This is a genomic window from Geobacter sp. (assembly GCA_009684525.1).
Lineage (GTDB): Bacteria > Desulfobacterota > Desulfuromonadia > Geobacterales > DSM-12255 > Geoanaerobacter.
The window spans coordinates 44,780-63,955 of record WKKR01000004.1; the positions used below are offsets into that span (position 1 = coordinate 44,780).

Genomic DNA, 19,176 nt, shown 5'->3' on the forward strand with positions numbered 1-19,176 from the left:
CCGAAAAGGCCCGTACCCTGCCCGAGGTGCCCCATGTCCAGAATCAGGTTGCTATCGCTGCTTGTCCTGCTGCTGCCGCTCTCTGCCTGCTCCTTTGAGAATGAAACTGGCATTGACCAGGATATCGATCTCATGCAAACGGACAGGTACGCCGCAGACCTTGCCAAACGCGAAGCAGCGGCCCGTGAAGTGGCCTTCCAGTCAAGGAACGGGACACTTCCACTGATGCCGCTGCTCTATTGGGGGAAATACACCTATTATCCGAGTGCCGGTATCGGCTGCATCGTGACAGTGACCGAAAAGGACCTCAACCGGGAAGAGATCGGCACCTACGATATCGACGTCTGCGGAAACGATGAACACTGAACGCTAAACCGGAACTCCCCGTGACCCGTCCCGCTGGAGCAGACCTCGCATCTCTTCGTGCACGAGGCCGTTACTTGCCAGAATCCGGTGGTCGTAGATCGAAAAAGCCTCTCCAACATGGTTTGACATCCGCCCTCCCGCCTCCTCCACCAGCAGCCGCCCGGCCGCAACGTCCCACGGCTTCAGCTTGCACTCCCAGTAGCCATCGAGCCTCCCTGCCGCCACATATGCCAGATCGAGGGCTGCTGCACCGAATCGCCTGACTCCCCTGGCTGCCATCTGGAATCGGCAGAAATTGTCGAAGTTGTTCTCATTGTCCCAGGTCCGGTCATAGGGGAAACCGGTTGCCAGCAGGCAGCTCTTCAAGGGGGCGCGGTCGGAAACGGCAAGCCGCCGGCCATTGAGAAAGGCCCCCTCGCCACGCACGGCAGTAAACAGCTCGTCGAGACAGGGGTGATAGACCACGCCTACCCTGATCTCGCCATCCACCTCCAGGGCAATGGAGACGGCAAACCAGGGGAAGCCATGGGCAAAATTGGTGGTGCCGTCCAGGGGATCGACGATCCAGGCCAGGTTCGTCCGCCGTGCTCCGTAGTCGTTCTCCTCGGCAACGATGTCCGAATCGGGGCACGCTGCCCGCAGCATGCCAACGATCAGCTCCTCGCTCTCCCTGTCCACCTCGGTGACCAAGTTGATCTCCCCCTTGAACGCCACTGCCATGACACTGCCGAGCCTCTCCCGCTGCAACCGCCCTGCAGCCCGTGCAGCATCGACCGCCACTGCCAGATATCGCTGCATGATTCCCCCTGTCCCGAGTCTGTTGGTTTGCATTCCGGCAGCGCAGACAGAAAAACCGCCTGCCATGAATGGGAAGCGGTTGCCGAGAGGCTGACCGCGCATTGAATATACACGGTCTGAGTGAGTGCGACAAGAAGAGGGTGGGCCAACTGCGGGCCTTTCAGCCTGTCAGGAAAGCAGCAGGGGAAAACGGATGATGAAACTGGTGCCCTGCCCGACCTGGCTTTCGACCGTGATCTCGCCCCCCTCGGCAGCGATGATCTGCCGGGTGACGAACAGCCCGAGCCCGGTCCCCTCCCCTGCCCCCTTGGTGGTGAAGAACGGTTCAAATATCTGGTCGATGTCGCTGTCGGCAATACCGTAACCGGTATCGGCAATATGCACTTCACAGCTCCCCGCATCGGACTGGAGCGTCCGCAGGGTGAGGGAGCCGCCGCTGTTCATCGCCTGCAAGGCATTCATGATCAGGTTGATGAAGACCTGCTTGAGACGCCCGGCATCGATGCGCAGCAACGGAAAATCATGGTCGAAATGCTCGTGGACCGTCACCGAACGCTTCTGGATCTCGTAGGCAAGCATCTGCACCACATCGCTCAGGACGAGATTGAGATCTGCCTCGTCTCCCCCTCCGCCATCCTGCCGGGAAAAGGAGAGGATACCACGGCTCATCTGGGAGAGCCGCTGGGCCTCACCGCCAATCCGCTCCACAAGCTCGACAACGCTCTCCGACAGCCCGTCCTCGCGCAGTATCAACTGGGCAGCTGCGGCAATGACCGAAAGTGGCGTATTGAGTTCATGAATGACCCCTGCAGCCAGTCGCCCCAGCTCGGCCATTTTCTCATTATAGGCAAGCTGCTCCAGGAAGCGGTCACTCAGCGCCAGATTGCCTACCATGTCCTGTCCACGCTCTAACCTATCCATGTTGCCTGGTCCTCGCCTCTCATTACCCCATCTCCAGATAGGGAGAGTCACTCGTATAGAGGCACAAGGTGTGCCAGCATGCACAAGTCAGGAATCACACTGATTTACGGAGGCGTGCCTCCCGCCCGCCGGCATTCATGCATATTATTTAGGCAGCGCCCCTGACGAGTTGCATAAAAAAGGGGCCGCTTTGCAGCGGCCCCCTGGACAGCATCACTGATATGCAATCAGTTGTAAGCACTTTCCGAATGCTGGGTATTGTCGAGACCCATGATCTCGTCTTCCTTTTCCACGCGCAGACCGATGGTCTTGTCGAGGATGAAGACTATCACCAGGGTAACGATGAATGCATAGGCGCCGGCAGCCACCACGCCGATCAACTGGGTGACGAATTGCCCGACGTTACCGGAGGTGAGGCCCGTGGCACCGACAGTCGCCAGAACACCGGTGATGATTGCACCGAAGGTCCCGCCGACGCCATGGACGCCGAATGCATCGAGAGAGTCGTCGTATTTGAGCTTCGCCTTCATCAGCACACCGAGATAGCAGATGACGCCTGCGCCGATGCCGATGATCAGGGCCGAACCTGGCTGCACGAAACCGGCTGCTGGAGTAATCCCAACCAGACCGGCTACCACACCCGATGCAAAGCCGAGGGCTGAAGGCTTGCCTGCATGAATCCATTCAGCGATCATCCAGGCCAGTCCACCGGCTGCAGGTGCAATGGTGGTGGTGGTGAATGCCAGGGCGGCAAGTCCGCCCGCCGCATCAGAGGTATTGACACCGGCGATGGCGCTACCGGCATTGAACCCGTACCAGCCGAACCAGAGCAGGCCTGCACCGAGGAGGGTGAAAGGAAGGTTATGGGGGGCCATCCGCTCGGTGGGGAAGCCGTGACGCTTGCCGAGGAAGATGATTGCTGCCAGGGCCGATATACCGGAAGAGAGGTGGACAACCGTCCCGCCGGCAAAATCGAGGGCACCCTTCTTGAAAAGCCAGCCGTCAACCATCCAGACCCAGTGTGCAAGCGGATCGTAGACTAAGGTTGTCCAGAGCAGCACGAACACGCAATAGGCAGAAAACTTGATCCGCTCGGCAAGGGCACCGGATATCAGTGCCACGGTGATGATGGCAAACATCCCCTGGAACATGGCAAATACGTATTCGGGAACTGCACCGGGCTCGGTCGCCACATTCTGAAACAATGTATAGACCGGAGCCCCATCCTTGAAGGTGATCAGACCGTTCAGCATGACCTTGCTGAAATTACCGACGAGCCCGCCGACGGCGTCGGGGCCAAAGGCAAGACTGTAGCCGATCACCGCCCACTGCACGCCAACGATGCCCATCGCCACCAAGGAGTGCATCATGGTGGAAAGGACGTTCTTGGAGCGGACCATCCCCCCGTAGAAGAGGGCAAGGCCAGGAAGCATGACCAGCACCAGAGCGGATGAGATGAGCATCCAGGCGGTGTCGCCGGTGTTGAGCACCGGATCGACGGTTGCGGGCTTGGGAGCCTCGGCAGGTGCCGCCGGGGCTTCTGCCGAAGCCGGAGCATCAGCCTTCTGGGCCGAAGAGACCGCTGCCTGGGTCGGGACAGCCGGAGTTGCTTCTTCGGCAAAGAGCGCAGCAGGTGCCAGCATCAGGACCATGGCCAGGACAAGCCAGAGAATCGTTAGTTTCGCTTTCATTGTGAACCTCCAAACGTGGTAAAAGTTTCTCGTGGTTAAATCGCGTCAGTACCTTTTTCTCCGGTCCTGATCCGCACAGCCTCTTCCAGCGCCAGGATGAATATCTTGCCATCGCCAATGCGGCCCGTCTTGGCGGTATTCTGGATGGTCTCAACCACCTTGCTCACCAGTTCGTCAGCCACCGCAATCTCCAGCTTGACCTTCGGGATGAAATCGACAACGTATTCTGCACCACGGTACAATTCGGTGTGCCCCTTCTGCCGACCGAATCCCTTGACTTCACAGACCGTGATCCCTTCGATACCGATTTCATTCAGTGCATCCTTGACTTCATCGAGTTTGAACGGCTTGATTATCGCCTCTATCAGTTTCATACCTGCCTCCCATCTGTGTGCAACATGGCACGGTCTGTTGTTGTCTCCCGGAAAAATGTGGGGGGTTGCACCCCCCATAACATGAAGGAGACGTTACGTCTTGCTACTGAATGCATTGCTAGAATACGAATGCGGCCTTTATCCCGATGACGCTCTCATCGTTCACACCGGCATTTCTGGCAACGGAGTTGAACGCATTGGAGTAGAGGTATGAAGGAGATATCTTGATCTGGTCAGTAAGGGAGTAATCTGCACTGACGCTCAACTCGTAGTTGTGCAGATTGTTGTATGCAGCGCTTGCCGAGGGGTTTTCCATGTTGTAGCTCACCAGGGCTCCAAGGTTGACACCGAGATTCTTCATCGCCTGGATGGTGTGACCGACAGAGAGGGTGTAGAACAGGCCATTTTTTGTTGACTCGTCCCAATCCCAGTATACTGCAAGAGTCGGGGCAAGGAGGGTATTGAGCGTTGCCTTGAGATACAATTCGTTCGTATCGTTCACACCCGGGACATCAAAGGTGTAAAAGGTGTTACCCACGTTCATCGAAACAAGTTCGAAGGGCGCAAATGCATAATTGAGGGTGATGTCGGTTTCGGTATTGTCGCTTCTCTTATATACGCCGGCACCGCGTGTCTGAACATTTGTCCAGTAGCTCAGAGTGATATTCTTGTAACTGAGATCCATCCCACCCTGGACTACATACTGATTGGCACTGGAGTCCAGGCCTCTGAAGAGGTATTTGCTGTAGGTCCCCAGATAGGCATCACCAGAAACCTTGTCTTCAGCAGATGCAATTGAAGCAACCGTTGCCGTCAATAAAGCAGCCATCAAAACGATACATTTTTTCATGCTCTATACTCCTTTGTAATGTATTAGGTGCACTTGCACCAATGTTACCGACTTTGTAACTTGACCTTCAGGTGCCCCGATTCTCTCTCCTCCTTTGCATTGAATAAAAAAAGGCGCTCCCACGGATAGTGTGGAGGCGCCTTTGCCTTGTAACCGGAATCGAATCGCACTTCATTGTACGATCAACGATTTATCGCTCAAAAGCATAGAGCGTGCCACTCCATGCCACAAAAAAATTACGACAAAATTATCAGATGGTTATCAATAAAATGGGTTATAGACCGAAAAGCACAAGAGACGATTCCAGGCGTAATCTTCAGCAAGGTGCTTACATTTTAGGCATTGTGCCGGATAGCTGGGCGATCGTGATCGGTCGCGCAGGGAGAGGCCCCCCGGATGGGGGCAAGGCCACTGATCGCCACGTTGAGAGTACGAATGCTGGATTTCCAGATGCAAACGGGTATACTGGAAATAATTTCGCAGGGGCCGACCAGGGTTGTGCCGCATAGAGGGGGCTATGAAGATCTTAATCGCAGACGATGATCCTGTTTCGTTGCACTTGCTGGAACGATCGCTCGCAAACTGGAACTATGAAGTGGTATGCGCCGTTGACGGCAACTCTGCCTGGGAGGTCATGCAGGGGGAAGACGCACCGCGGCTGGCAGTACTCGATTGGATCATGCCCGATCCCGACGGGATCGAGATCTGCAGGCGCCTTCGCCAGAATCAGCTCACGGCAGAGGATTATACCTACATCATCATCCTGACCCAGAAATCGTCACTGACCGATATCGTTGCCGGACTCAGGGCAGGAGCAGACGACTACATCATCAAGCCGTTCATCCCCCAGGACCTGCAGGTAAGGGTCGAGGCAGGAAAAAGGATCGTGGAACTGCAGCAGCGGCTCCTGGATGCGCAACAGGCTCTCACAGCGCAGATCTCCCACGACATTCCCACGCGAACTTGGAACCGCGACACGATCCTTGCCCATATCCGGGCAGAGCTGAACCGTACGCGACGCAAGAACGGCTCCGCAAGCATTGCCGTACTCAAGGTGGAAAATTTTGCGTCGTTGTGCAGCAACGCAGGTGATGTCCTGGCTGAACACGCACTCTGCGAATACCTGCAGTGCATCAGGAACGCAATCCGCTCCTACGACTCCATCGGACGCTTCACCGAAGACGAATTCCTCATCCTTTTTCCGGAAACCGCCAGCCAAAATATGCCGACGATCATTTCACGACTCCAGAAGGCTCTCGAGGAAAGGCAAGTGTTGCTGGAGAACGTTGCAGAAACCATCTCCCTCTCCATCGGGGTCGTCACCTTTCAGGGATCTCCGCACATAGACGAGGTGATCTCGGCAGCCACGGAATCCCTGCAGACGGCACGGCAGCAGAGCGACTCCAGGATACACTTCAGCACCCTGCAGCGGACAGGGTAGACGGCTCCAGTTCCGTCCGTCCGACGCCCACCCTGCCCCCTATCCCGCAGCATCTCCCCCATTCGCTCAGAACAGGTAACAGAGAATGGTTTCCGCGATCTTGTCCGTGGTGCTCTTTGCGTTGTTGAATACCAGATGGTAATGGGTGGGGTCGCTTGCGTCGCAGTTCAAAAAGTTGTTGGTGAATGTATCGCGTTGCTGTTGCCTTTTCTGGATGAGTTCCTCCGCCTCTTTGTGCGGAATGGAGAGCCTCTTGGAGATCGAACGGATCTTGAAGTCATGGGGTGCAACCATCCTGAAATGGTAGCAGTTTTCCATGGACTGGGTCACGATGGCGCCGCCGCGCCCCACAATGATGACATTGCCCACATTGGCAAGGGAGATGATATACTGGCAGAGTCGACGGTAGTGATCCTTCTCGCTCTTCCACCTGGGGGAGAGCGTCGCAATCATGTCGTCCACAAAACCTTTTTCTCCCAGGTTCTGCAGGATACTCTCCGCGACATTCTGGTTCTTCGCCACCTCCTCCAGGAGAGCCTTGTCCATGAGCGCCCAGGTTTCGCCGGTCTTGGCATCCAGCAGCTTTTTCAACTGTTCGGCCATGGGATAGGCCTCACAACCGAACTCGCGGGAGATGGTCACCGTCACCTTCGGTTTCGCCTTGGCCTTGTCCGTGGCAATCTCTCTCTCCACGCGCCTGGCAACCTCCAAAAGCGTGGAAATCCTCTGTTCGATAGCGGGGATCAGTGTGTAGGGCATGGGCTCCTCCTTGGAACGGTAGAATCAAAGCGGGCGGGCGTTTGCCACGTGCCTGCCTCAATTACGCCGCGGTTTTGCCCGGGAGTCAAGTAAGGTTTCCATATTTTCTTTTTTCATGAAAATTGACTGCGGCTGCAACCCAAAAAAAGACCGGCTACCGCGTAACGCGACAGCCGGTCTTTGCAACCAGTAATCAACCATGTATCGACTACGAACGCCGTACATGCGAACGCCGGGTCATGAAATGCGGCTGGGCGTTATGCCGTCCCGATCTGTTGCATGGCCCGGTCAAAGGCATAGACATCGAGAGGTTTGTTCAGGTACGCCTTGACCCCAAGCTGCATGCAGCGGGTCTGGTCTTTTTCCTGGGGAGAGGAGGTAAGGACAATGACCGGAATCTCTTTGATCCGCTCATCAGACCTGAGAGCCTCCAGGAATTCGAATCCATCGACCTTCGGCATCCGCAGATCGAGGAGGATCAACGACGGCAGCAATACCGGCGGCTCCTCTCTCTGCTTTTTATCGCCCTGTAGAAAGCGGAGCGCCTCTTCACCTTCATTGGCGACCATTACATTGGTAATTTTCAGCTTCCTCAGTGTTCTCAGCGTCAAAAACTGATCATCGGGCTGGTCTTCTACCAGAAGGATCGGCTTGATGTTCATCGCTCCCCCCCGCGGTTAAGCCGGAAAAACATATCATGATCGGCCCGGACCGGAACAGGGTCGACCAAACTCATTAAAAAACATCAGCGCCCACAGATTCAACCTGAATGCCACTTTAATGAACTATTTTAAGAAAAAATGCTAGCCTTTTTTTGAGCACGAGGCTATCTTCCATATATGAATTTCTGATGTTTCCCCCTGTAAACGGCTGGAAACTGTCTGATACGTGCTGATGACCCTCTGCAGCAGAAGGTATGCCGATACGGCTTTCCAGACGGATCTTGCAGTGTCGTCGTCTGAAAATAACTGCTGAGCCGGTGCTTGCGAAAATATGACCCGATCCTCGCCACAGACTCGTAGACACAGATCACTCCATAGTTGATAACGTCTGGCCCCATGCGTATCAAAACAAACCTCCTCATAGCACTTTTCCTCGTCATCGCCGTCATGCTGATCACCGTCGGCTATCTCGGCTGGAGTTCCCTGCGCGTCAACCACCAGTTACGCAGGTTGTCACCATCCATCATGTACCTTGAAGGGATTGCCGCAACCCGTGCCGGGATGACACGCCAGATGAAAGAGGTCATCGACAGCGCAGGCCCCCATGCAGAGAGCTCCCAGTCCGATTTCAAAAAAACCGCCGCCATTGTCGAGCAGGGGTTCAGCCGCTGGGAAGCAGCCGTTACCCTCCAGCGCGAACTGAATGTCCCGGGTGAAGAAGACGACCTCAAGGAACTGACCGAACTGCGGGAACTTCATGCGCAATGGCAGGATCTCGCTCAGGAAGTCATCGACCTCAATCTGCAGGGAAAGCACAAAGAGGCCCGCCTGCTTCTATCGGAAAGTTCGCTGAAGGTCAACGAAGGAGCGCTCCTCAGCGGCATCGATGACGCACTGGAAGACGGTGTTTCCGAGGTACAGACGGAATTTCACTACCTGGTCATGACACTGGGAAGGCTCCCCTGGTTTGGCAACCAAGCGCTGCGCATTCTGGAACGGACCCAGGCCACGGTCAATTCGGTGATTGCGGTCAGCCGGATCAATGCCGGCATCAACAAGCAGGCCAGAGAACTGATGGACGATATCAGCTCGCCGGTCTCCACCCTGCGCCCCTTTGGCTGGTCAGGTAACGAGACCCAGGCATCGCTCATCGAATTCAGACGTGCTGCGCGGACACTCGTGGATCTTGGCGACGCCAGTGGCACCCGCCTCCTTTCCGAAGCGCTGACGCTGGAGCGGCAGTACCGACAGTTTACGGTGCTCTGCCAGCAGGCCATGCTGAGCAGACAGGTGGGAAATATCGACAAGGCTGCTGCCCAGGCCGATGTGGTCATCGACAAACTCATGAAAGAGGGGCTCATCCCCAACATCCACACGTCGCTGGAGATCGGTACCCGTGATATCCAGCGCTTGAGTTCTCTCGCCGGTTGGCAGGGGATCGGTCTCGTCTTTGCCGGCGCCCTGCTGGTCATCGGCACCCTCATTGCCTCCCTGCGAGGTATTTTCAGGACCTTCGCCACTCTCGAAGAAGGGACCTCCGCCATTACCGCAGGAGACCTGGGGCACCGCATCAATCTCCCCCCCTCCACCGAACTGGGCCGTCTTGCAGCGTCCTTCAATACCATGACCGACACCCTGCAGCGGTCGCGGACAGAGTTGGAGGAACTCAATGCGGAGCTCGAGCAGCGTGTGCAGGAGCGGACCGCCCAGCTCGCCACAGTCAACGCAGATCTGCGGCTGTTCAGCTCTTCGGTCAGCCACGACCTGCGAACCCCCCTATCCGCCATCGGTGGCTACAGCCAGTTGATACTGCTCGAACAGGGTGATTCTCTTCCTCCTGCGGTCAAAACATCACTGCAGCATATTGTGGAGAGCGCCGCCGAGATGTCCTCCATTATCGATGCACTGCTGAAGCTGGGGAGAATAACGGAAAAGGAGATCGGCCATGGCAGTGTCGATCTGACGCTGCTAGCCACCCATATCGCCGCCGACCTCAACGCACGATCCTTTGGCAGACAAATTACTATGGAAATAGAGGACGGGATGGCCGTGCAAGGCGACGAACAGCTGCTGAGGCTGGCGCTGGAAAACCTGCTGGGCAATGCCTGGAAATTCACGACGCACCGCGAAGAGGCCCGGATCACCGTTGCGTCCCGCAACGAAGGGGGGGAAACCGTCTACTACGTGCAGGACAACGGGGCCGGATTCGATATGAGCCTGGCAGGCGAGCTGTTCAAACCGTTTTCCCGACTGCACACGGACGAGGAGTTCAGCGGCACCGGAATCGGCCTTGCCACCGTCCAGCGGATCATCGCCCGTCACGGGGGCAGGATCTGGGCCGAAGGAACCCCGGGCAGGGGGGCGACCTTCTTCTTTACCCTGGGAGAGACATAGACCGGACGGTCGGTTGCATCCAGCCGTCGAAACGAAGAGAGGCGACCCATCATGCATGGGCCGCCTCTTGTTTGTTGCACCGTTCAGATCGGTACGGCCGGTTACAGGCCGTTTATCCGTATCGGGGTTGAGCTGTTGGTGATCGTGTTGTTCCCCAACTGGCCACTGGAGTTTTCCCCCCAGGCCCACCAGGTGCCGTCACTCTTGCGCACCCGGCTGTAATGGCCGAGGGCAAACAGCTGTCGGGTATAGGGTAAGTCGGTCGTCCCGAGGAAAGGCGTCACCGTCATCGGCGTGGCCTTGTAGCGTGTTGTCGTATCGCCAAGCCCCAGCTGGCCGAAACTGTTGTAGCCCCAGAGGTAGAGCGTGCCCGTCGCTCCGTTGTAGGCCAGGGAATGGTCCAGACCGGCAGCGATCAAGGTGATCCCCGTGAGCGGGTTATTATTTATGTCAACTACCTGCACCGGCGTCAGACGGTTGAGGGTGGTGCCGTCCCCCACCTGGCCGTAGTAGTTGTACCCCCACGCCCAGACCGTGCCGTCATTGAGCAGCGCCATGGCATGGCCGCCGCCGGCAGCGATCTGCGCCACGCCGCTCAGGGACGTGATCGGCACTGCGTAGAATCTGCTCACCGTGTCGCCAACCCCCAGCTGCCCCAGGGCATTGTACCCCCAGGACCAGACGGAGCCGTTATTGAGCAGCGCCAGACTGTAATTCCCCCCGGCAGCGACCTTGGTCACACCGGCGATCTCCAACCCGCCCTCTTCGATCACCCGTTCAGCGGTCATGGTGCTCAAATTGGTGAACACCCCGCGTCCCAGCTGCCCCAGGGTGTTGTTCCCCCATCCCCAGACGTTGCCGTTCCGATCCAGGGCAAGGCTATGATAGCCGCCGGCAGCAACGGCCGTGACCCCGGAAAGCGAGGCAGTCGTTCTGCTCTTGCGGACCGCAACCGGCGTCGTGCTGTTGGTGGTAGTGCCGTTGCCCAGCTGACCGTAGCCGTTGTAGCCAAAAGCCCGGATTGTGCTGTACTTCTGGAAGGCCAGGGTATGATTTGCCCCCAGCGAAACACCGTTGCCGGCGCTGTAATTAGCAAACTTCAGGACGAAACCGGGCACCAGGGCGCTCCCCGTGGTCCTCCCCAGTTCACCCGCGCCATTGTTCCCCCAGGTGTAGAGGGTCGTGTTGTTGACGAACACGGCATTGTGGGCGTAGAAGGTGGTCGGCAGGATCGAGGTGGTGGAAGAGGTTGAGGTGTCGCCGCCGCACGCGGCAAGGAGAGAGGCTGCAACGACCGGCAGGGCCAGTCGGCTCAGTCTGGAGAAAAATGTTGTACGCTGCATGGAATACCTCGTTGTTCGGTTGTCTGAAGAATCACCGGATTTGACCATACCGCTCAACCATTTGTCAAGCCCGCTATCAACGGCCAAAGGTCACTTTCAGGTTGTCGCCCGGTTTCGCGCCGGAAAACGGTGCGACGCCGAGGAATTCCCCGTTCCAGAAACCGCTCGCCGTGCCAGCGGGAAGAAACGTCCCGGTTTCGTTCCTGACGACAACGGTCAGAACGGTCTGCAGGCCAGGCTCCTGCTGGTGGGACAGAACCGGCAACCTGCTGATCGACAGAGGCGCCCTCCCCACGGCCAGCGGTGCCATGGCTGTGGAGGCTTCGGCCAGGCGGACAGGGACTACAAAGACACGAGCCCCCTTCTCCTGACGCGGGAGATCCGCCCAACTGGCGATCTCCGCCTCTGCCCCGCCGATACGAAGATCGTAGCGCGGCTGCCAGCCCTCGCCGGACGTGAGATAGGAGATCTGCACCTGTCCCTGCCTGCCGGCGAGCCAGATCCTGGCCATCGAGCCGGAACCGTTACCCTTCTGTCGCAGCGCTGCCTGCCGTTTCTCCAGCCCCTTCAATTCACGCTCGGTCCGCCGCTTGGCCCGGTAGACCTCCTCCAGGCGATTGATGGCAAAATCGGTCCCTTCGCGAATGGCCGTCAGCGGCTCGGGGTTGGTGCGGGTCCGGCGCGGCGCCTTTCCACCCTGGGTCTTGGCTGCCGATTTGAAGATCTCCTCCTTCACCGACAGTGCCTGCAGACGGTCCTGCAGCGATTCCTGTTGCTCGGCAAGCCTTATGAGCTCCTTCTCCACTGCAGGGTCGGGCTTGACCGGCACCACCTGCACCCTTGAGATCCGCGCGCCCCCCCGTGGCCTTACCCGCAGGGAACCTGCCTGCACGGCCGCGGGCAGGGATATCTCGATGTAACCTCCGGTAACCTGGAGATCCTGTTCCACCCTTGAGCCATCGAGATACCAGGTGACCGACCTGCTGCCGGCCATTGCCGGCAGAGCAACGGCCACCAGGGCCAGCGCCAGGAACAGAACCCTGCAGGAGGCGGCCACGCCGGAAACCGGCGATGCACCACCATGCAGCGGTCTACTGTGCGGCATCAAGCAGTTCGACATCGAAAACAAGTGTTGCATTGGGGGGGATCACTCCACCGGCTCCGGCAGCACCGTAGCCGAGTTCGGGCGGGATGACCAGTCGGCGCTTGGAGCCGACTTTCATGGCGAGAACGCCTTCATCCCATCCGGGTATGACTTCGCCGGCGCCGACCGCGAATGAGAACGGCTCACCCCGGTCCACAGAGCTGTCGAACTTGGTGCCGTTCTCCAGCCAGCCGGTATAATGGACTTTCACCATCTTGCCGCGCACGGGAAGCGGGCCGTTGCCCGGCCGCAGCTCCTTGTAGGCCAGCCCGCTGGGGGTCCGGGTCATGCCCGGCTCCGCCTCTGCCGCCTGCTGCGTCTCAACCTTCGCCTCTTTCTGAACGCATGCAGGGATGGCGATTGCCACCGCCACAAGCAGCGCGACTATCAGTTTCTCCAGACCACGCACCTTACAACTCCTTTCCCATTCTCAAAGATAGATCAATTGCCGAGCAGATGGAGGAAGAGCCCCGACCGCAGCTTTGGCTCGAACCAGGTCGACTTGGGGGGCATGATCCGGTCAGCATCGGCCAGCTCCATCAGTTCGTCGATGGAGGTGGGGTGGAGCGAAAACGCCACGGCATATTCGCCGCTCTCCACCAGCCGCTCCAGCTCTTCAACGCCGCGAATCCCCCCCACGAAATGGAGGCGCTGATCGGTGCGGGGGTTGCGGATGCCGAGAACCGAATTGAGCAGGTTGTCCTGCAGTATGGAGACATCGAGCCGCGCCACCGGTTCTTCAGCATCGAATGAGTCTTCGCGCGCTGCCAGCTCATACCACTTGCCGGCAAGGTACATACCGAACTGATGGCGCTCGGGCGGCTCCACCGGCCGGGAGACCGGCGTGATCTCGAAGTGCTCCGCCACCCTGGCCATGAACTCGGCGATGCTGAGGCGGTTCAGATCGCGCACCGCACGGTTGTACGGCATGATATGCATCTCGCTGTCCGGGAAGATGACCGTCAGAAAGTAATTGTACTCCTCGCTTCCCGTATGCGCCGGATTGGCAGAAGACCTGATATCCCGCACCCTGCTGGCAGCGGCACTGCGGTGGTGGCCGTCTGCCACGTACAGGACGGGAATAGCGGCAAACAGTTCGGTCAGCCGTTTGATCTCATCGGGATTCTGCAGAATCCAGAAAGTGTGGCGGACGTTGTCGTCGGCAGTGAAATCGTACTCGGGGACCATGGTGGTGACATGGGCGATGATCCGGGCGATGGCCGGATCGAAACGGTAGGTGAAAAAGACTGGCTCGTCATTGGCATCAAGGAAGTCGATGTGGCGAACCCGGTCCTCTTCCTTGTCGGCGCGGGTCAGTTCGTGCTTCCTGATGATCCCCCCCTGGTAGTCGTCCACCGCGGAGCAGGCGACCAGGCCGGTCTGGGTCAGGCTCCCCATCTGCTGGCGGTAGACATAGTAACAGTCTTGAGAATCCTGCTCCAGGATGCCCTGGCGGAGAAAGGCTGCCAGATTTTCCCGCCCCTGCTGATAGACCGGCTCGCTGTAGAGGTTCGTATCGTTCGGCAGATCGATCTCGGGTCGGGAAATATGCAGGAACGAGTACGGATCGCCTGCTGCCATCTGCCTGGCTTCGGCTGCGTCCATGACATCGTAGGGGGGTGCGGCGACCCGGTGTGCCAGTTCCCGTTTCGGCCTGACCGCTTTAAAGGGTTTGATGATTGCCATGTAGTCCTCGTTTCATCTGAACCTCGCGCATGACTGCTGCGGGGCCGGATTCGGCATCCCGGCGCCTGGCGACTCGGTTGAGATCGATGCGTGTTGCAGAAAAAGTATACCCGAAATGTGGCGATCCGGGCGGCGCCTTCCAAAAGAGTCGTTGAAAAATTCAGGGTGTTCAAAAACAGTCAGATCGTCGCACCCGCAGAAAGCCCCGCGGAGGCGTGGCAGCGCCACGCCGCACAAGGCGGCTTTCGAGGACGGCGGCGAGATGGCTGTTTTTCAACAACCTGGCTAAAAATAGCGCCGCCCGCCCATGAAGCGCTTGGCAAAATACGTCTCATCTAGTGCGGAAACCCTGATCTCTTCCCCGCGTCTCGGTGCATGGACGAATTTGCCGGCACCGACATAGATACCGACATGGTTGATGCTCTCTTCGGACGAGCCGAAAAAGACCAGGTCCCCGTCCTGCAGATCGGCCCTGCCAACCCCCTCGCCGACCCTGAACTGCTCCCGCGAGGTACGAGGGATATTGACCCCGCAGAGATTGTAGACCGCCCGGACAAAACCGCTGCAGTCCATCCCCTCCACCACGGTATCCCCCCCCCAGCGGTAGGGGATGCCGACGAACCGCTCGGCAGTCCGGGCCGCAACCCCGCCCATATCACCGGACGGTTTCTTCACGCTCACAGGTGCGCTCGGTTTGTGGATCTCTGTTCTTTGCCCCTGCTTCAGCACCTGTTCGCGCGGGGAGGCGATGAAGAAAAAGGTCAGTAGCCTCTCTTTCACCAGTTTCCGCGCCTCCTGCCGGGCAGCCTCGCGGCTGGGGAAATCACCGAAGCGGACCGCATAGAGACCGTCGTCCTTGCGGAAATAGAACGCCTCGATCCCTTTCTCCTGCAGACGGGCCGTGAGCCGCTCGGCATTCTTCACCTCGCGGAACGCCCCCACCTGGATGGAATGGCCGACCCGGGTAATCCCCCGCGAGGTGCCGTCAGCCAGCCGATGCTGGGTGGCGCAGCCGGGTGCCGCGCAGACGAGCAGACAGCAGAGCAGCCAGATGATGGGTACGATACGCTTCATATCATGAACAACCTTTATACACATACTAAGCAACGGATTGCCATCCGCATGCTGCCGATCCGGAAGGTTTTAGCCTTCAGTCGTCGGCCGACACGTTGCGGCGGACCCCCATGAGGAAAGCGACGATGAACTCTTCCAGGTCGCCGTCCAGCACCGCATCGGGGTTGCCGGTCTCCACCCCGGTACGGAGATCCTTGACCATCTTGTAGGGATGGAGGACATAGGAGCGGATCTGGCTCCCCCAGCCGATCTCCTTCTTTTCGCCCGATATCTCGGCAGCCTGGGCCTCCCGCTCCTGCACCTCCTTTTCATACAGCTTGGCACGCAGGACCCTGAGCGCCGTGGCCTTGTTTAGGTGCTGGCTCCGCTCGGTCTGGCAGGCAACCACGATCCCGGTGGGGATATGGGTGATCCGCACCGCCGAATCGGTGGTATTGACATGCTGGCCACCGGCACCGCTGGAGCGGTAGGTATCCACCCGCAGGTCTGACTCGACCACCTTCACGTCGATGTCGTCGGCAATCTCGGGAAAGGCGAAGACCGAGGCAAAGGAGGTATGGCGCCGGGCATTGCTGTCAAAGGGGGAGATCCGGACCAGACGGTGGATGCCCGCCTCGGCTTTCAGGTAGCCGTAGGCAAATTCGCCGGATACGGCAAAGGTCACCCCTTTCACCCCGGCCTCGTCACCTGCCTGGTAATCGGTGATATCGGTCCGCCACCCCTTCCGCTCGCAGTAACGGAGATACATCCGGAGCAGCATCTCGGCCCAGTCCTGGGACTCGGTCCCTCCGGCGCCGGCGTTGATGGAAAAGAAGCAGTTGCTCTTGTCGTGGGGCCCGGAGAGCATGCGCTGGAATTCGGCCTGCTCGACCTCCTTTTCCAGGCGGCTGTTCAACTCCCCCACCTCGACCAGGGTCGCCTCGTCCTCAGCCTCCTGCCCCAGCTCGATCAGGACCCGGATGTCTTCTTCCTGGCGACGGCACCGGTCCCATGCGTCCACGACCTTCTCCAGCATGGTCCGCTCCTTCAGCAGCTGCTGGGCAACCTCCTGGTTGTCCCAGAAACCGGGAGCGGCAATCCGCGACTCCATTTCCTGGATCGTCTCGCGCTTGGTTTCTACGTCAAAGAGACCCCCGAAGCTTGTTGATCCGTTCCGCCAGGTTCTCCAGTCGTGCTATCTCATCTCTGAACATGCGTGTTGTCTCCTTGTCTATGGCTCATCGCCGAGGTCGTCATCGACCGTGAGCCGGGATCGCCGGAGCGATCTTCTGTAAATGACTATCCCCGCCAGGGCCGTTGCCAGCAGACAGGCTCCTGCAAAAAGGTCCCCCATACGGTTGTACAGGGTCCGACCCGAGCCGAGGCGAACCTCCCCGGTGAGCACCGCCTCCTGAAAGAGCCCGGTCATCCCCCGGAAATGCCCCTTGCTGTCGATGATGGCGGATATCCCGGTATTGGCGGCCCGCACCAGCGGAACCCGATTCTCCACCGACCTGAAGACCGCCATGGAAAGATGCTGGTACGGAGCCGATGAGCGGCCATACCAGGCATCGTTGGTGATGTTGACCAGCAACTGGCTGCCGAGCCGCACGTATTCCCGTGAAATCTCGGGGAAGATCCCTTCGAAGCAGACCAGCACGCCGATCTTGCCGAATGGCGCCACAAGGGGAACCGCTTCCCGGCCGGGTGAAAAATCCCCCACCCCCTCCACCAGCTTGTGGACAAAGGGGAGCAGGCTGGCCAGGGGAACGTATTCCCCGAAAGGGACCAGATGCAGCTTGTCGCCGCGCCCCAGGACCTCGCCTGCAGGACCGATGAGAAAGGCGCTGTTCAGGTAGTGGATCTTGCCCCCATCCCGATCAAAGGCCGGGCTCCCCACCACCAGCGAACTCCCGAGCTCACGGGCAAGGCCCGTGACCCGTGCGGCATACTGAGGCTCGGTCTGGAAAAAGAACGGCAGGGCACTCTCCGGCCAGACCATGAGCTGTGGCGATGCGGCAGCAGCCGACCGTGACAGCCGCTCGTAGGTCTGCACCGTCTGTTCCTGGAAGGCAGGGTTCCATTTCACATCCTGGGGGATGTTCCCCTGCACCAGCGCCACCTTGACCACGGCGCCCTGCTCCGGGATGTTGAGGCGATACGCCCCGTAGCCGAGAACCGCGACGACCACGCCCAGCACCAGCGCCGCGCCCCGGATGGCCGGCGCCAGCGGCTCGTTCTTCACCAGGCTTCTGACAAGCCGGTAGAGCGCCACATTGGCCAGCGCAACCAGGAAGCTCACGCCGTAAATCCCGGTCATATCAGCAATCTGGATGAGCGGCAGGGTCCGATACTGGGTGTAGGCAAGGCTCGCCCACGGGAACCCAGTCAGGGCAAAGGCACGCAGATATTCGAACCCCACCCAGGCCACGGGAAAGGTGAAGAGCGGGCTCAGTCCTGCCGACTCCCCCCCCCTGACCAGGGCAATGACGATGGCCGGGTAGAGGGAGAGATAGGCAGCCATGACCAGGGTCAACAGCAGGCTCACCACCCATGGCAGCTTGCCATAGGTGGTCATGACGATATTGAGCCAATAAAGGATACCGGTATAGGCAACCATGCCGGTAATCATGCCGCAGCGGAACGCCTGTCGCCTGCTTGCCCCGCTGACCGCCCAGAAGAGCGGGATGAAGGCGCCCCAGGCAAGGAGAGCCAGGCCCGGCGTGGGGAAAGAGAGCGCAAGGAGAATTCCGGAAAGGGCTGCCAGGGAATAAGCGTGGCGTGACCGCTCGGCGACCGGCGCAATCTTCTGCTGCAGAGAGTCCACGGTCCGCTAGGCCTCGCTACCGTTTTCCCTGAGTCGATCGACCCGGAGCCTGATGACGCGACGCTCGTCGGCGGCCAGGACGGTGATCAGCAGACGATCCGCTGTTACCACCTCTCCGATGACCGGGATACTGCCGGTCAGGTGAGCCACATAGCCCCCCACCGTATCGAATTTCTCCCGCTCGACCGTTATGCCGAAGTGCTCTTCCAGGTCTTCGATGGGGAGACGTCCGTCGACGATGACCGAACCGCCGGGCTCTTCAACGAGTCGCTCCTCCTCGGCATCGTACTCGTCCTGGATATCGCCAACGATCTGCTCCAGGAGATCCTCGATGGTTACCAGCCCCGAGGTGCCGCCATATTCATCGATGACGATGGCCAGGTGCACCTTCTTCTTGCGGAATTCCTGCAGCAGCTCCTCCAGGTTCTTGGTTTCGGGGATGAAGAAGGGCGGCCGCATGATGGTCTTGAGCGATATGGACTCCTCGTCCATCCCCCAGTACTTCAGCAGGTCCTTGGCGTAAAGGATGCCGACGATGTTGTCCATGGTCCCTTCAAAGACCGGTATCCGCGAGTGACCGCAGGCAATGATGGTATCGAGGGCCTCGCGAACCGGCGAATCGAGGCCTATACACCCCATGTCGGTGCGGGGGACCATGATCTCACGCACCACGGTGTCGCCCAAGGCAAAGATGGAGCGGATCATCGCATTCTCTTCTTCGTTGATGATCCCTTCTTCTTCGCCGGCATCCATCAATTCATGGATCTCTTCCTCGGTCACCTTGCGCCGACCGGAGAGAAACCGGTTCAGTTGATCCCACATGCCGGATTTCCGTTTACTACCACCCTCGTCCAATGAACGACAACC

Annotated in this window: 18 protein-coding genes; 3 read left to right on the plus strand and 15 right to left on the minus strand. The window is 58.9% G+C overall.

The features are described from left to right. Window positions 1-33: 33 nt before the first annotated feature. Window positions 34-366: a hypothetical protein gene (locus GJT30_13550; GenBank protein ID MSM40634.1), complete on the plus strand. Its 333-nt coding sequence runs from the start codon at window positions 34-36 to the stop codon at window positions 364-366. 3 nt (window positions 367-369) lie between these two features. On the opposite strand, the gene GJT30_13555 is transcribed toward GJT30_13550, so the two are convergent. The 5 genes from GJT30_13555 to GJT30_13575 all read right to left on the minus strand — a co-directional run bounded on the left by GJT30_13555 (window position 370) and on the right by GJT30_13575 (window position 5,000). Beyond that, window positions 370-1,164: an inositol monophosphatase gene (locus GJT30_13555; protein MSM40635.1), complete on the minus strand. Its 795-nt coding sequence runs from the start codon at window positions 1,162-1,164 to the stop codon at window positions 370-372. Window positions 1,165-1,332: 168 nt separating this feature from the next. Further along, window positions 1,333-2,058: a sensor histidine kinase gene (locus tag GJT30_13560; GenBank protein MSM40636.1), complete on the minus strand. Its 726-nt coding sequence runs from the start codon at window positions 2,056-2,058 to the stop codon at window positions 1,333-1,335. A gap of 254 nt (window positions 2,059-2,312) precedes the next feature. Then, window positions 2,313-3,776, minus strand: coding sequence for an ammonium transporter (gene amt, locus GJT30_13565; GenBank protein MSM40637.1), 1,464 nt, complete (start codon window positions 3,774-3,776; stop codon window positions 2,313-2,315). A 35-nt stretch (window positions 3,777-3,811) separates the two neighbouring features. Then, a complete protein-coding gene (locus tag GJT30_13570; protein MSM40638.1) occupies window positions 3,812-4,150 on the minus strand; it encodes a P-II family nitrogen regulator in 339 nt (112 codons plus the stop codon). Between the two features lie 118 nt (window positions 4,151-4,268). Further along, window positions 4,269-5,000 (minus strand): hypothetical protein, encoded by a 732-nt coding sequence (locus tag GJT30_13575; GenBank protein ID MSM40639.1) that lies wholly within the window; start codon window positions 4,998-5,000, stop codon window positions 4,269-4,271. A 517-nt stretch (window positions 5,001-5,517) separates the two neighbouring features. Between GJT30_13575 and GJT30_13580 the strand changes: the two genes are divergently transcribed. Beyond that, a complete protein-coding gene (locus GJT30_13580) occupies window positions 5,518-6,441 on the plus strand; it encodes a response regulator (protein MSM40640.1) in 924 nt (307 codons plus the stop codon). Between the two features lie 66 nt (window positions 6,442-6,507). On the opposite strand, the gene GJT30_13585 is transcribed toward GJT30_13580, so the two are convergent. Together GJT30_13585 and GJT30_13590 are read right to left on the minus strand one after the other, a co-directional pair. Then, a complete protein-coding gene (locus GJT30_13585; protein ID MSM40641.1) occupies window positions 6,508-7,200 on the minus strand; it encodes a cytidylate kinase-like family protein in 693 nt (230 codons plus the stop codon). A gap of 257 nt (window positions 7,201-7,457) precedes the next feature. After that, window positions 7,458-7,862 carry a response regulator gene (locus GJT30_13590; GenBank protein MSM40642.1) on the minus strand — a complete coding sequence of 135 codons (405 nt, stop codon included), beginning with the start codon at window positions 7,860-7,862 and terminating at the stop codon, window positions 7,458-7,460. Window positions 7,863-8,258: 396 nt separating this feature from the next. Between GJT30_13590 and GJT30_13595 the strand changes: the two genes are divergently transcribed. Then, on the plus strand, window positions 8,259-10,256 hold the full coding sequence (locus GJT30_13595) for a HAMP domain-containing protein (GenBank protein MSM40643.1): 1,998 nt from the start codon (window positions 8,259-8,261) through the stop codon (window positions 10,254-10,256). A gap of 101 nt (window positions 10,257-10,357) precedes the next feature. On the opposite strand, the gene GJT30_13600 is transcribed toward GJT30_13595, so the two are convergent. The 8 genes from GJT30_13600 to GJT30_13635 all read right to left on the minus strand — a co-directional run bounded on the left by GJT30_13600 (window position 10,358) and on the right by GJT30_13635 (window position 19,164). Then, window positions 10,358-11,647 (minus strand): hypothetical protein, encoded by a 1,290-nt coding sequence (locus tag GJT30_13600; protein MSM40644.1) that lies wholly within the window; start codon window positions 11,645-11,647, stop codon window positions 10,358-10,360. Between the two features lie 28 nt (window positions 11,648-11,675). After that, window positions 11,676-12,737 (minus strand): DUF4140 domain-containing protein, encoded by a 1,062-nt coding sequence (locus GJT30_13605; GenBank protein ID MSM40645.1) that lies wholly within the window; start codon window positions 12,735-12,737, stop codon window positions 11,676-11,678. Continuing rightward, window positions 12,691-13,152 carry an FKBP-type peptidyl-prolyl cis-trans isomerase gene (locus GJT30_13610; GenBank protein ID MSM40646.1) on the minus strand — a complete coding sequence of 154 codons (462 nt, stop codon included), beginning with the start codon at window positions 13,150-13,152 and terminating at the stop codon, window positions 12,691-12,693. The genes GJT30_13605 and GJT30_13610 overlap by 47 nt, the downstream gene beginning before the upstream one ends. Before the next feature lie 32 nt (window positions 13,153-13,184). Next, entirely contained in the window at window positions 13,185-14,429 is a 1,245-nt protein-coding gene (locus tag GJT30_13615; GenBank protein ID MSM40647.1) for a DUF1015 family protein, read from the minus strand. Window positions 14,430-14,714: 285 nt separating this feature from the next. Beyond that, window positions 14,715-15,503: a peptidoglycan-binding protein gene (locus tag GJT30_13620; protein MSM40648.1), complete on the minus strand. Its 789-nt coding sequence runs from the start codon at window positions 15,501-15,503 to the stop codon at window positions 14,715-14,717. Between the two features lie 76 nt (window positions 15,504-15,579). Then, window positions 15,580-16,696, minus strand: a protein-coding gene (locus tag GJT30_13625; protein MSM40649.1) for a peptide chain release factor 2 whose coding sequence is annotated in 2 segments (ribosomal slippage) — window positions 15,580-16,626 and window positions 16,628-16,696 — 1,116 coding nt in all. Because the reading frame shifts where the segments join, the coding sequence is not laid out codon by codon here. A 17-nt stretch (window positions 16,697-16,713) separates the two neighbouring features. Beyond that, the gene (lnt, locus tag GJT30_13630; GenBank protein MSM40650.1) at window positions 16,714-18,309 is read right to left on the minus strand and encodes an apolipoprotein N-acyltransferase; all 1,596 of its coding nucleotides are present in this window, start codon (window positions 18,307-18,309) and stop codon (window positions 16,714-16,716) included. Window positions 18,310-18,315: 6 nt separating this feature from the next. Further along, on the minus strand, window positions 18,316-19,164 hold the full coding sequence (locus tag GJT30_13635; GenBank protein MSM40651.1) for a CBS domain-containing protein: 849 nt from the start codon (window positions 19,162-19,164) through the stop codon (window positions 18,316-18,318). Window positions 19,165-19,176 lie beyond the last annotated feature (12 nt).